A 15,023-nucleotide genomic window follows, 5' to 3' on the forward strand; every position below is an offset into this window, starting at 1 on the left:
AATTTGCTATGCTTAATAACGAAGAAACGATTGAAGTAATGGGCGCCCGTGCCCATAACCTTAAAAATATAGACGTAACCATACCAAGGGAAAAGCTTGTTGTAATAACAGGACTTTCGGGTTCAGGCAAATCATCACTGGCGTTTGACACCATTTATGCCGAAGGCCAGCGCAGATATATTGAAACCTTCTCGGCTTATGCCCGTCAGTTCCTTGGCGGACTGGAACGCCCTGATGTGGATAAAATTGACGGACTTTCACCTGTTATCGCCATTGAGCAGAAAACCACAAGTAAGAGTCCGCGCTCTACCGTTGGCACCATTACCGAGATATACGACTTCCTGAGGCTTTTATACGCTCGTGCAGGTGAAGCCTACAGTTATGTTACCGGAGAAAAAATGGTAAGCTACAGCGACGACCAGATCAAAGAGCTTATTGTAGAGAAATTCAATGGTAAACGTATAACCATACTGGCTCCTATTATCCGTTCCCGTAAAGGGCATTACCGTGAACTTTTTGAACAGATTTCTAAACAGGGATTCCTAAAAGTTCGTGTAGATGGCGAAATAAAGGATATTGAAAGTGGCATGAAACTGGATCGCTACAAAACCCATGATATTGAAACGGTTATAGACCGTATGCAGGTTGACAGCAGTGACGATTTAGACAAACGCATTAGCGAAAGTATCAAAACTGCCATGTACCACGGTGATGATGTAATGATGGTTATTGAACACGGTACAGATGATGTTCGTTATTACAGTCGTAATTTAATGTGTCCTACATCGGGTATCTCCTACCCTAACCCAGAGCCTAATAACTTTTCGTTTAACTCCCCTAAAGGAGCGTGCGACAATTGTAACGGTTTAGGTACGGTAAACGAAATCAACATTAAAAAAATAATCCCTAACCCTAAACTATCTATCAAACAGGGAGGTTTTGCCCCGCTTGGAGAGTATAAAAACTCGTGGATATTTAAACAGCTTGAGGTTATAGGCGAAAAATACGGATTTAAACTTACCGATGCCATTGAGACCATTTCGCAGGAAGCAATGGATATGATAATGAATGGCGGTAACGAGAAGTTTACAGTAAACTCAAAGACACTTGGTGTAAACCGTGAATATAAAATTGATTTTGAAGGAATTTCAAGTTTCATTCAAAACCAGTATGATGAAAGTGGTTCTACTTCTATAAAACGTTGGGCAAAAGACTTTATGGACGAGGTAGAATGCCCGGTTTGTAACGGAACCCGACTTAAAAAAGAATCGCTATACTTTAAAATAGACGGTAAAAACATTGCCGAACTATCTTTTATGGATATATCAGACCTTGCTGAATGGTTTAACAACCTTAACGATAGGCTGTCTGAAAAACAAAAAATTATCGCTTCAGAAATTGTAAAGGAAATCAAAGCCCGTTTAAGCTTCCTTTTGGATGTAGGGTTAAATTATCTGGCACTTAACCGTAGTTCTAAATCCCTATCGGGAGGTGAGGCACAGCGTATAAGGCTAGCCACACAAATAGGATCACAGCTTGTAGGGGTATTATATATACTTGATGAGCCAAGTATCGGATTGCACCAGCGTGATAACGAAAAACTGATTCATTCTCTTGAGCAGTTAAGAGATATTGGAAATTCGGTTATTGTAGTTGAACACGATAAGGATATGATAGAGCGAGCGGATTATGTAATTGACATTGGCCCTGCTGCAGGACGTTTCGGCGGACAAATAGTAAGCAAGGGAACTCCTCAACAATTACTAAAAGAGCACACTCTTACAGCAAGTTACCTAAACGGAGAAAGAGAAATTGCCGTACCTAAAAAGCGTAGGGAAGGCAACGGTAATACCATAAAACTTAGCGGAGCTACCGGTAACAACCTAAAAAATGTTACTGTAGAATTCCCACTTGGTAAACTTATATGTGTAACAGGAGTATCGGGTAGCGGTAAATCGACTCTTATAAACGAAACCCTATACCCTATTCTTAATACACACTTTTTTAATGCGGTCAAAAAACCACAACCGTATAAAAAAATAGAAGGACTTGAGCATATTGATAAGGTTATTGATATAGATCAGTCACCTATAGGGCGAACACCACGTTCAAACCCTGCTACATATACTGATGTTTTCTCTGAAATACGCAGGCTGTTCACACAAACACCTGAAGCTATGATAAGGGGATACAAACCGGGACGCTTTAGCTTTAACGTTAAAGGCGGACGCTGTGAAACCTGTGAAGGATCAGGTTTAAGAGTTATAGAAATGAACTTCCTTCCTGATGTTTATGTGGAATGTGAAACCTGTCAGGGTAAACGTTTCAACAGGGAAACACTGGAAATACGTTATAAAGGGAAATCAATATCAGATATACTAGACATGACGGTTGATGAGGCTGTTCCGTTTTTTGAAAATATCCCTAAAATTTTCCGCAAAATAAAAACCATTCAGGATGTAGGTCTTGGCTATATCACTCTAGGCCAGCAAAGTACTACCCTCTCAGGAGGTGAGGCACAAAGGATAAAACTGGCTACTGAACTTTCCAAAAAAGATACCGGAAATACCTTCTATATATTAGATGAGCCCACAACAGGATTGCATTTTGAAGACATAAGGGTGCTAATGGAAGTAATAAACAGATTGGTTAAAAAAGGTAATACCGTACTTATTATTGAACATAATATGGACGTTATTAAGTTGGCCGATCATATTATTGATATTGGTTATGAAGGCGGTAAAGGTGGTGGTAAGCTAATAGCCGAAGGCACTCCCGAAGAAATTATAAAGAATAAGAAAAGTTATACAGCAAAATTTCTTAAAAAAGAGCTATCTTAGTAAGAGACCTTAAAAATTTAATATTGCTATGTCTAAAGAATATAAAGATGACGATGAGAAAATCCGTGAGGATTTGACCCCTAAAACATGGAATGAAATAAGGAGTAACGATTCGTGGGCTATTTTTAAAATAATGTCAGAATTCGTTAACGGCTTTGAAAGCATGGCCCGTATTGGTCCGTGTGTATCCATATTCGGTTCTGCAAGAACGAAAGGTGATCATAAATACTACCTATTAGCAGAGAAAATTGCCGAAAAAATATCTAAAGCAGGTTATGGTGTAATTACGGGTGGTGGTCCCGGTATTATGGAAGCCGGTAATAAAGGTGCTGCAAAGGGGATGAGTCCTTCTGTAGGTCTTAATATTGATTTGCCTTTTGAACAACACTTTAACCAGTATATAGATAGTGACAAGAATCTTAACTTCGACTACTTCTTTGTAAGGAAAGTAATGTTTGTTAAATATTCACAGGGGTTTGTAGTAATGCCGGGGGGCTTTGGTACACTGGACGAAATGTTTGAAGCAATCACTCTTATTCAAACAAAAAAAATTGCCAAATTCCCTATTATACTTGTAGGTACAGAATTTTGGTGTGGTTTGATAGACTGGATAAAAAATGTACTTATAGAAAAGTATTTTAATGCGAGTCCGGAAGACATGAACCTTATTAAAATAGTAGATACCGAAGATGAAGTGCTTGAAGTTATAGATACATTCTACAAAAAATACAACCTTAGCCCTAACTTCTAAATTAGTATTTTATAAACATTTAACTATTTTAAAGGCAACCTTCAGGTAATATTATACATCTCTTTTTAAGGAAATATTAATGCTTGCATAGTTGTTATAACCATGCAAAAGCATATTTTAGTAAAAAGATTATTAATTTATACACCATACCTTGAATCGTAATTTTAAACTGTTTTTTGCCCTTTTTTTTGTTCTCACATCGGGAGCATATGCCCAGCATCTCAATAAAATGTTTGTGGTACTCGACTATGAGAATAACACCCTTAGGGTAAAACAGGAAATTACATTTCATAACCAGTCACAGGATACCCTATATGAATTTATCCTTAACGATTGGAACAATGCCTACTCCAGTAAAACTACTCCTTTAGGAAAGCGTTTCTCTGATGAATTTGTGCGTTCGTTCCATCTTGAAAAAGATGAAAAAAGAGGCCACACAACAATTTATTCGGTTACTAATCAATATGGTGTTTCCTTAAAACATACCCGGCCTGAAAAACATCCTGATTTAATTAATATACAATTAATTAAACCTATTTACCCGAATGAAAAGTTTAATATAAGTCTTATGTATTATGTTAAGCTACCGGATGATAAATTTACCCGTTACGGATATGATAATAACGGTAACTTAAAGTTAAAGGACTGGTACCTTACCCCTGCTCGTGTGGAAAACGGAAAGTTTATAAAAAACAGTAATGAAAATCTTGACGATATAGCTAATTCGTTTTGTGATTATCAGGTAACTTTAATTGCTGATGAGAAGCTTAATGTCACTACTGATTTGTATCAGGGAAATAAACAAAAAACCGATCGTGGTATTGAATACTTTTTCATTGGCGACGACCGCCAGGGATTTAGTATGATTATTCAGCCTCACAATGATTTTGAAGTATTTACAAACTCAACCGTAGAGGTAAACACTAATTTAAAAGATTACAGGGTCACCGGTATACAAAAGGCTTCTCTTATCAATAACATTATCAACTTCACCAATGATAATTTAGGAAAATACCCTTATGGTAAAATAACGGTTAGCGAAGTGGATTATGAACGAAATCCGGTTTATGGACTTAATCAGTTACCATCATTTATAGCACCTTTTCCTGATTCGTTTATCTATGAAATAAAATTCCTGAAAACCTATCTAAACAATTACCTTAAAAACACCCTTAGGTTAAATCCACGGGAAGATAACTGGATATACGACGGTATACAAACCTACCTTATGTATAAGTACATTGAAGAATATCATCCTGAAAAAACCATGATGGGGATTAGATGGGGAATTCTTAAAGGGCATAATATTTTTAAGGTAGACTATAATTCAAAATTCAGCTACCTGTATTTGGTAATGGCACGTAAAAATCTTGATCAGCCAATCGGTAATCCTAAAAATACTTTCATTAAGTTTAATGAACAGATGGCTGGTAAATACAAAGCAGGACTAGCCCTTAACTACCTTGACAGTTATCTTGAAAATGATGTAATACCGTTATCAATTAAAGAGTATTTTGAACTGAACAAAAGTCAGCAAACTACCCGTAATGATTTCAGGGAGATTATTGATTCTAAAACAGAAAAAGAGACAAACTGGTTTTACAACTCCATTGTAGACAGCAGGGATATAATTGATTATAAATTCGGGAAAGTAAAAAAGAAAAAAGACTCACTAAAGGTTACTATAAAAAATGAAACAAGGGTTAATGTTCCTGTTCCTCTCTACGGATTAAAAGATGGTGAAATTGTATTTAAACATTGGTTAAACAATGTAAAAAAGGACAGTACATTTACCATTGCACGACAGGGGGCTGACAGATTAGCCATTAATTATGAAAATGAGGTAATTGAATACAACAGGCGTAACAACTGGAAAAAACTAAATAAAATTGTTTTAAACAATAAACCTATAAAGTTTACCTTTTTCCAGGACTTGGAAGATCCGGGGTATAACCAGATATTTTATGTTCCAAACTTTACATTTAACCTGTATGACGGACTCTCATTAGGTTTACGTTTCCATAATAAATCGATACTTGAAAAACCGTTCACATTTAATGTAACACCTAGTTACTCAAGTAAAACAGGTGAACTTATAGGTTCTGCCTCTATGCAGTTTAATCATTATATAAGAGATGACGGCCCGTTGTATAATATTAGATACGGCCTAGGTGCCTCTACATACCACTACGCTCCTAACGCTGCTTATTTAAGGGTTTCACCTAGTATTCAGTTTAGGTTTAGAGACGAGAATTTACGAAGTAACAAAAAGCAATTCCTGTTATTACGACATATATTAGTTAATAGGGAAAACTCAAATTTTACGTTTACCGATCAGCAAAACGAAGACTATTCGGTATTTAATGCCCGATACACTTCTTCAGAATCGGAAGTTATAAGACACCTTGATTACTCTACCGATTTACAGATTGCCAATAACTTTGGTAAACTGGCCGGAGAGGTACAGTTTAGACGTTTATTTAATGATAACAGACAGATAAACCTACGTTTTTACGGTGGTATGTTTATGTATAAGGATACCGATTCTGATTACTATAGCTTTGGTTTGGACCGCCCTACTGATTATCTTTTTGATTATAACTTCTACGGACGATCTGAAACTACCGGTATTTACAGTCAGCAGTTTGTTATGGCTGAAGGCGGATTTAAGTCAAAATTGGATACGCGATATGCAAATCAATGGATGACAACGGTAAATGCGAGTGTAAATATCTGGAATTGGGTAGAAGTTTACGGAGATGCCGGATTTTTGAAGAATAAGTATCAAAATCCCGAATTTGTTTACGATAGCGGAATTCGTTTAAACCTTCTTACAGATTATTTTGAACTGTACTTCCCTGTATATTCGTCAAACGGTTTTGCCCTGAATGACAGCAATTATAGCCAAAATATACGCTTTGTGGTAACTTTAAGCCCAGGTACATTAATTAAATTATTCACAAGGAAATGGCTGTAGCATGTATTTTATAACACTTTTAGATGTTGTTAAAAAATACATAATATTTATTTTTAAAGAGTTTTTGTTGAAAATAATTTATTGAAAAATAACTAAAAAACGATTTTACTGCCAAAAGTGAAATCATTTTTTTGTTTGAAATTTATGAAATTCAATACTTTTAATTAAATTTGTAGTCATTCAATATTTGCGTTTATGACTGAGACAGAAACTAAAAAGACTATTTCTTTTGACGATTTTAAAGCAGAAGTGCTTAATGATTATAAAGTTGCCATAGTAAGCAGAGAATGTAGCCTTTTAGGTCGCAAGGAAGTTCTTACAGGTAAAGCTAAATTTGGTATCTTCGGTGACGGAAAAGAAGTTCCGCAACTGGCAATGGCTAAGGCTTTTCGTAACGGAGATTTCCGTTCAGGTTACTATCGTGACCAAACCTTTATGATGGCTATTGGAAAGTTAAATATCCAACAGTTTTTTGCAGGGCTATACGGGCATAGTGATTTAGAGCACGACCCAATGTCGGCAGGTAGACAAATGGGTGGTCACTTCTCTACACACAGTCTTGATGAGAACGGAAACTGGAAAAGCTTAACACAGCAAAAAAATTCCAGTGCTGATATTTCCCCTACTGCAGGACAAATGCCAAGATTACTTGGTTTGGCTCAGGCTTCAAAAGTTTTCAGAAACGTTTCGGGTATTGAAAACAAAACCGATTTCTCCATAAACGGTAACGAAGTTGCATGGGGAACCATTGGTAACGCCAGTACTTCCGAAGGATTGTTTTTTGAAACAATAAATGCAGCAGGTGTATTACAGGTACCTATGATTATTAGTGTTTGGGATGATGAGTACGGTATTTCGGTACATGCACGCCACCAAACCACTAAAGAGAATATATCTGAAATCCTTAAAGGATTCCAGCGTGATGAGGATAATAAAGGATATGAAATTATTGTAGTGAAAGGATGGGATTATCCTGAACTGATTTCAGCTTACGAAAGAGCCTCACAAATAGCACGAGAGCAGCATGTTCCTGTTCTTATCCATGTACACGAACTTACTCAGCCACAGGGACACTCTACATCTGGTTCTCACGAGCGTTACAAAAATGCCGATCGTTTATCATGGGAAGCAGAATACGACTGTATTGCCCAAATGAGAAAATGGATGATTGAGAACGAAATGGCTACAGCCGAAGATCTTGACGCTATCGATTCTCAGGCTAAGAAAGATGTTCTTGAAGGTAAAAAAGCTGCATGGAGTGCTTACACAAACCCTATAAAAGAAGAGCGTGATGAACTTGTTAGCGTTTTAAAAACAATTTCAGAGCAAAGCCCAAACAAAGTATTTATTGATAAATACATCAATGATCTTTCAGGCATAAAAGAGCCTATAAGAAAGGAACTTTTAATCGCAGCAAGAAAAGTACTTCGTATAATTATTAAGGAAGCGGGTAAAAGCACACTTTCTACATGGATTACTGCTTACACCGAAAAAATTCAGCCTAAATACAGCTCTCACCTATTCTCTCAGTCTGATAAAAACATATACAGCGTAAGCGAAGTGCTTCCTGAATATGCAGAGGGTAATGAAGAAGTTGACGGACGTGTAGTTATACGTGATAACTTTGACGCTCTTTTTGCTAAATATCCGAGTACGCTTGTTTTTGGTGAAGATTGCGGACACATAGGTGATGTTAACCAGGGACTTGAAGGAATGCAGGAAAAATATGGAGATTTCCGTGTTTGTGATGCCGGTATTCGTGAAGCAACCATATTAGGTCAGGGTATTGGTATGGCAATGAGAGGTCTTAGACCAATCGCAGAGATACAGTATCTTGATTACCTTTTATACGCTATACAGATAATGAGTGACGATTTAGCTACGTTACAATACCGTACAGCCGGTAGACAAAAAGCTCCGCTTATTATAAGAACCCGTGGTCACAGGCTTGAAGGTATATGGCACTCTGGTTCGCCAATGGGGATGATAATCAATGCTATTAGAGGTATACATGTACTTGTCCCTAGAAATATGACTAAAGCAGCCGGTTTCTATAATACACTTTTAGAGACAGATGAGCCTGCATTAGTAGTAGAATGCCTTAACGGTTACAGGCTAAAAGAGAAAAAACCAACAAACCTTGGTGAGTTTAAAACCCCTATAGGTGTTGTTGAGACAATAAAAGAAGGTACTGATATTACGCTTGTATCTTACGGCTCTACACTTAGACTTGTGGAACAGGCTGCTAAAGAGCTTCTTGAAGTGGGTATTGATGCTGAAATTATAGATGTACAGTCTTTACTACCTTTTGATATTAATCACGATATCGTAAAGAGTGTTGCTAAAACCAACAGACTTTTAGTGATTGATGAAGATGTTCCTGGTGGAGCTTCAGCTTACATACTGCAACAAATACTTGACGAGCAAAACGCTTACAGGTATTTAGACAGTAAACCGGAAACACTTACCTCTAAAGCACACAGACCTGCTTATGGTACAGATGGAGATTATTTCTCAAAACCATCTGCTGAAGATATCTACGAGAAAGTTTATGCTATAATGCATGAAGTTAACCCAACAGAATATCCACAATTATATTAATACAAAAATCCCCGCTTTATAGCGGGGATTTTTATTTATAATGACTCCTATATTATTTAGCAATGTAAACCGTTTTCACATTTACAAACTCCTTAATTCCGTTTTCAGCGAGTTCACGTCCGAAACCTGATTTCTTAACTCCCCCGAAAGGTAAAGCCGGATCTGATTTAACCATTGCATTGATAAACACAGCTCCTTCTTCAAAAAGGCTTATTTTCTCTTTTATTCCTTCAATATCTTCTGTGAAAATGTTTACACCCAGCCCAAAATCAGAATAATTACTCAACTTAACAGCTTCTTCAAAGCTATCAAAAGCAATTACCGGAGCTACAGGTCCAAAAACTTCCTCATTAAATAAAGGCATGTCAGAGGTAACATTAACCACAATAGTAGGTTCATAAAAAGCATTGTTACGCCTACCTCCTATTATCACCTTTGCTCCCATATCAACAGATTTATTTACCTGCTTTTCTATATCTTCTGCAAGATCTACCCTTGCAAGCGGACCAATATCAGTATCCTCATCCATAGGATTACCTGATTTAAGTTTTTTAACCTCGGTTGTAAAACGCTTCAAAAACTCATCATAAAGCGAGCTATGAACTAAAAAGCGCTTAGCCGCAATACAACTTTGCCCCGTGTTTTGCATTCTGGCAGTAACAGCTACCGGTACAGCCTTATCTAAATCGGCATCTTCCAGTACTATAAAAGCATTACTACCGCCAAGCTCCAATACTGATTTCTTTATAAGATTAGCAGCTGTAGATGCCACTGTAGCTCCTGCTTTTTCACTACCTGTAAGAGATACCCCTTTAATGATAGGATTCTCAATTACATTTTTAACCTGACTACCGGATATCTGAAGATTTTGATAAATCATCTCAGGAAATTCAGCTTCTTTAAACAGCTCTTCCAGTAACTGAGCACACTCAGCTACGTTTGAAGCATGCTTAACCACAACAGTATTACCTGCAATAATAGCCGGAATTGCAAAACGAAAAACCTGCCAGTATGGAAAATTCCAAGGCATTACTCCTAAAATAACCCCAAGAGGCTCGTGAGTAACAAAACTTTCACCCGCATCCGAAGAAATTTTTTCATCCTGAAGGAACTTTTCTGCGTGTTCAAGGTAAAATTCACATAAAAGCGAGCACTTTTTCACCTCGGCAATAGCCTGCTTAAGCGGTTTTCCCATCTCCTGAGAACACTTTTCAGCCAGTAAATGTTGTTTTTTTGTTAAAACAAATATTAAATTTTTGATAAATTTCACCCTTTTTTTTAGGGGCGTTTTCCCCCATTTTCGAAAGCTTTTCTGACTAATTTCAAGCATTTGATTAACCTGAATGTCAGTGTAATACTGATATTCCGACAGGGTACTTAAGTCGTATGGATTAGTTGTTAACGGCATTATAAAGTATATATTTGAAAAAATAACACATATTTTCTTAGATTTAAAATTACTACATTTACAAAAAATTTCAAAGTACTGATAACAATAAACAATTATTATGAAGAAAGTTGTACTACCTTTATTAATGATTTGCCTAACTTCGGCAAGTTTACAAGCACAGGACGTGCAGGAAAGCGGTAACTCAAACGACTACAACAAATGGTCTATTGATGTTAACGGCGGTTTCAGCAAGCCCGCTAATCCAATGAGCCCGGGCTATCATTCATCTGCATTTAATTTTTTCCATGCAGATTTAGGTTTCAGGTACATGTTTAACACTAAATTCGGTCTTAAACTTGACGCAGGTTATGATGTGATGAGTGAAGATGACGGTCCTGAATTCGAATCAAAACTTCTACGCACAAGCTTACAGGGTTATGCTAATCTTGGACGTATTATGGAGTTTGAATCATGGACTAACAGATTCAACCTTTTAGGTCACATGGGTGTTGGTGTAGGTCAACTTAAAAATGACGACCGTTTTAATGGTGAAGACTGGATTGGTAACTTCCTTATCGGTTTAACCGGACAGGTAAGATTATCTGACAGAGTTTCGTTGAACGCTGACTTTACAATGATAAACAGCTTCTCTCAACAAAAAACTTGGGATGGTGGTAACTATGAGCCAGGATCTAAACAAGGATTTGACAGTACCCTTTACAATGCTACTGTAGGTCTTTCTATCTATTTAGGTAAAAATGAGAAACATGCTGACTGGTTTGTTGACGATAAGAGCGATGAGCTAGATGCACTAGAGCAAAGAATCGGAGAAATCGAAACTATGATGAATGATTCTGACAAAGATGGTGTGCCGGATTACCTGGATGCTGAGCCAAACAGTGTAACTGGTGTTGCTGTTGATACAAAAGGTAGAGCTATTGATAAAAACAACAATGGTGTGCCGGATGAACTAGAGTCTTATCTAGATCAAAGAACTAACGAAATCAAGAAAGAAGTTAGTGAAAGTAATAGCAACGATCTTGCTGGTCTAATCAACAACGGTTATGTAAACGTTTACTTCGACTTCAATTCAGACAAGCCAAACGCACAGTCTGTAAGCGGAATGAACTTCCTGATCAAATACCTAAAACAAAACCCTTCAGTTTCTGCAGACGTAGTAGGATATGCTGATGAAATCGGTAACAGCGATTACAACAAGCAACTATCTCAAAGAAGAGCTGAAAACGTTAAGAAGATTTTAGTTGATGCTGGTATCGATGCTGGTAGACTAAACATTGTAGGTAACGGTGAAGATACTTCAGTAAACAAAGATTCTAAATATGCACGTCAGGTAGTAAGAAGAGTTACTTTCATCCTGAAATAATATTAGATTCTAATAAATAAACTAAAAACCTCTGCTTGATGCAGAGGTTTTTTTATATCTTTAAGGTAAAAGAAAAAGAAAATGAACCAGCGCGACAATGCCCTTCTTGAAATAAGAGGGGGCACTATAGGTGAAATAATGGAACAGTCTTCACAGGAAGAAAAATTTCAGAACAAAACTCTTAGACCTATACTCAAACTACAAAACGATTTGTTTGTAGAATCTTTCCTTAACTATGTAAACAAACATAAAACTGATTTTTATAGCCTCTCTACCGAGAAAAAACTTCTTTTTATAGAGAATGCCATACAAAAGGATATAAAGTTCAGAAACGCTTTAAAAGGCATGGTTATCGCTATGTTTACAATAGATGAGTTTAGGGAGTACATAACAAACTCGTCAAACCTTAATAAAAGGATGATGAACATACTCATTGAACGCCTTAAAGATCAGGTACAGATTTTAGTAAAAACCGAAGTATAAAAAAAGGGAGCTTTAACAGCTCCCTTTTTTTATACTATTTTAATTTCTTCTATTTGACTGAAGGAACAAAAACCATTACTTCCTTGTCGCCATTTAAAAGGATAACTTTTCCTTTTTGAGTTTTTATCCTGTTGGCATCATTAAGTGCTTTTAAAAATTCACTTTCACCTTTTGCATCGGCACAATACATTTTAGTAGCAAAAACCTTATCGGCCTTAAAACTACCATCCTCTCCTATTTGATATTCTCCCCCATAACGATTACAACCTGCACTTCCGTTCATTTTCTTTTCGGCTGTAAAAGTCGCAGTAGGCATTCCACGTCCAAAATCGGCCGTATCAGCAGCTTTTCCATTTAACATTGATAATTCCCATGCATTTGCCGTCAAAACGTCTGTAGAAACCTTTTCTGTGCATTTACAGGATATAAGAGTAAATATAAATGCAATAATTGTAGTTGATATTGTCAGTTTTTTCATAATGCTTATTTTTTGTTTCTATAAAATTAACCAAATAGCATTAATTAAAAACCGTAATTACAATAATTTTATAACAGTCCGTTATATTTTCTTGTAAACCATTCTGTAGCAAGAGAGACACAAAGTACAATAAGAAGTGTAATCCAGTCTATTAACGGAGACTTTGTGGTTTTTGCTTTTTGAGTTTCTTTGTAATTCTCATTTTTGGCAAAAAGATCAATCAGTTCATCTGTCTGAGACGGGTAATACACCTTACCGTTTGTATTATCTGCAGTTTGTAGTAGTCTGTTTAAGTCTGGGTTTACAAATTGCTTTTCAATTTGAAAATCCAGTACTTCAAAACTACCTACATAGGTCGTGTTAGAATTGTTTTCCTTAACCGTAAAACTATATTGACCTGTTGGAAGTCCATCCATATTAACCTTGTACTCATTATTCCCTTTAAGGAAATCATAAGTTTTACTAAAGTCAGAATCATTACCTTTCACAACAATAGTTAAACGGGCATTTTCGTCAAACTCGTAGTTTTTATTGAAAAATTGTGCTGTAATATTTATTGGTTCACCCGAATTGTAAAAACGTTCGTGATTAACAACTAATGATTTTCGTTTTGAGTTGGTTGCCAAATACTGAATTATTTTATCTGTAAACACATCAAACTCTTCAAACGACTTATTGTTTACATGTGTTTCAAGTCTCCATTTCCAGATGTTTTCCCCTAGTAGGAAAGCTTTACGCGATGAACCGCTCTCGGAGAAAACAAGTAAAGGGTTATCAGTCTCAACATTTCTAATCCTTGCCTGTAATAAAGTATTAGTACCCGAATTAAGCTTTACATTACCAAAAGGCTGCTCTAATGGCGGAAACTGTTCAAAGCCTATATCATCGGTATCAAAAAGATTAAAGGATGAAATATAGCTTGCAAGGTAATCTTCCTTTTGATTTGTCATCTTAAAGGATAACTGCTGCTGATACTGGTTAAGTAGATTAAAATCAGTATGCATACCGGTAATAATCCAGGTGTTTAGTCCTGCATTGGCATTCATATCCAAAAGCCCTTTAAAAGTAGCGTTTGGCTGATATAAGACTAATACATTATAATCATTTAATGATTTTACCTCGTTTGGTTTAATAATAGTTACTCTTCTTTGTTGGTTTGATTCAATAGCCCTTTTTAAAGCACCAAGATCAGGGTGATTGATGGAAGAAACAATAGCCACCTCACTTCGCTGATCAATTATCTCTACAGCAAAGTTTTTAATGTTGTTGTATTTGTTTTTTTCCTGTTCCGGTGAAGACAGCACTGCTCTGTAAGTTTGCACACCTACTTTATCAGCATCCAGTAAAACAGTTACTGACTCTACTTTTTTATCTTTAGTAAAAGTGATATTCTGTTTACTTAAAACATTATTTTCCTGCTGAACCGAAAATACAGCATTCACGGTTTTAGTACCGTTATACTGCAAAAACACCTCTACAGGAAATTTGTTTTTTAGGAAAGCGTATTTATTAGCATTAAGCTGATTGATTTTTAAATCAGGAAAAACAGTAGTATCACCCAATACTATTGGATAAACACTTGTGTTTTGCTGAAAACTGTATACATAATCATTACCTATGGTTTGGTTACCATCGGTAAGCAATATAACCGGATAGGATGTATTTCTGTAAAACTGTTTCAGGTTTTGTACTGCCTGGTCAATATGGGTTTGCTTCCCGGTAAAGTCGGGCTCCTTCCCTACTTCAAAACCTTCATCAAAAGTATAAAGCTGTACATCATACTTTTCATTTAGTGCTTTGTTTGAAGTAATTTTTTGAGAAAGCAGTTTAGCAACACTGTCCTGTCCCAGTTCTTTAACTGACTGCGAATTATCCAGCAATATCGGAAGTGGTGTTTTAACTGTTTCATAATCCTTTTTTGTTACAACCGGATTAATAAGCAGTAAAAAAACAGCCATCAGGGTTATAAAACGTAAAAAAGCCAAAAAGAAGAACACAGGGCTTTTCTTTTTGGCTTTGAAAAGATATTGATAAAACGATAACGCAAAGGCTACAAGTGCAGATACTATTATTAATAAAACTGTAGATGTAGTCATATTGGCTGGTTATCGATATTCAA

At 36.3% G+C, this 15,023-nt stretch carries 9 protein-coding genes; 6 read left to right on the forward strand and 3 right to left on the reverse strand.

What is annotated here, in order from left to right:
* The first annotated feature begins 8 nt into the window (after positions 1-8).
* From uvrA to Q763_RS03140, 4 genes are all read left to right on the forward strand, one after another.
* Positions 9-2,840, forward strand: coding sequence for an excinuclease ABC subunit UvrA (gene uvrA / locus Q763_RS03125; protein ID WP_035131093.1), 2,832 nt, complete (start codon positions 9-11; stop codon positions 2,838-2,840).
* Between the two features lie 28 nt (positions 2,841-2,868).
* Positions 2,869-3,591, forward strand: a complete 723-nt coding sequence (locus tag Q763_RS03130; RefSeq protein ID WP_035131095.1) for an LOG family protein — start codon at positions 2,869-2,871, stop codon at positions 3,589-3,591.
* A 151-nt stretch (positions 3,592-3,742) separates the two neighbouring features.
* Entirely contained in the window at positions 3,743-6,568 is a 2,826-nt protein-coding gene (locus tag Q763_RS03135; RefSeq protein ID WP_316931454.1) for a gluzincin family metallopeptidase, read from the forward strand.
* A gap of 195 nt (positions 6,569-6,763) precedes the next feature.
* Positions 6,764-9,169, forward strand: coding sequence for an alpha-ketoacid dehydrogenase subunit alpha/beta (locus Q763_RS03140; RefSeq protein ID WP_035131097.1), 2,406 nt, complete (start codon positions 6,764-6,766; stop codon positions 9,167-9,169).
* Between the two features lie 52 nt (positions 9,170-9,221).
* On the opposite strand, the gene Q763_RS03145 is transcribed toward Q763_RS03140, so the two are convergent.
* Complete coding sequence (locus Q763_RS03145; protein ID WP_052123206.1) at positions 9,222-10,577, reverse strand: NAD-dependent succinate-semialdehyde dehydrogenase; 1,356 nt, start codon at positions 10,575-10,577, stop codon at positions 9,222-9,224.
* Positions 10,578-10,677: 100 nt separating this feature from the next.
* Here Q763_RS03145 and Q763_RS03150 point away from each other — a divergent pair, with 100 nt between their 5' ends.
* Together Q763_RS03150 and Q763_RS03155 are read left to right on the forward strand one after the other, a co-directional pair.
* The gene (locus tag Q763_RS03150; RefSeq protein WP_035131101.1) at positions 10,678-11,943 is read left to right on the forward strand and encodes an OmpA family protein; all 1,266 of its coding nucleotides are present in this window, start codon (positions 10,678-10,680) and stop codon (positions 11,941-11,943) included.
* 81 nt (positions 11,944-12,024) lie between these two features.
* The gene (locus Q763_RS03155; RefSeq protein WP_035131103.1) at positions 12,025-12,426 is read left to right on the forward strand and encodes a hypothetical protein; all 402 of its coding nucleotides are present in this window, start codon (positions 12,025-12,027) and stop codon (positions 12,424-12,426) included.
* Between the two features lie 49 nt (positions 12,427-12,475).
* Here the strand turns inward: Q763_RS03155 and Q763_RS03160 are convergent, their stop codons facing one another.
* Positions 12,476-12,904 carry an META domain-containing protein gene (locus Q763_RS03160; RefSeq protein ID WP_035131105.1) on the reverse strand — a complete coding sequence of 143 codons (429 nt, stop codon included), beginning with the start codon at positions 12,902-12,904 and terminating at the stop codon, positions 12,476-12,478.
* A gap of 68 nt (positions 12,905-12,972) precedes the next feature.
* Positions 12,973-15,000 carry a vWA domain-containing protein gene (locus Q763_RS03165; protein WP_035131107.1) on the reverse strand — a complete coding sequence of 676 codons (2,028 nt, stop codon included), beginning with the start codon at positions 14,998-15,000 and terminating at the stop codon, positions 12,973-12,975.
* Between the last annotated feature and the right edge of the window lie 23 nt (positions 15,001-15,023).

This window comes from Flavobacterium beibuense F44-8 (assembly GCF_000769915.1).
GTDB lineage: Bacteria > Bacteroidota > Bacteroidia > Flavobacteriales > Flavobacteriaceae > Flavobacterium > Flavobacterium beibuense.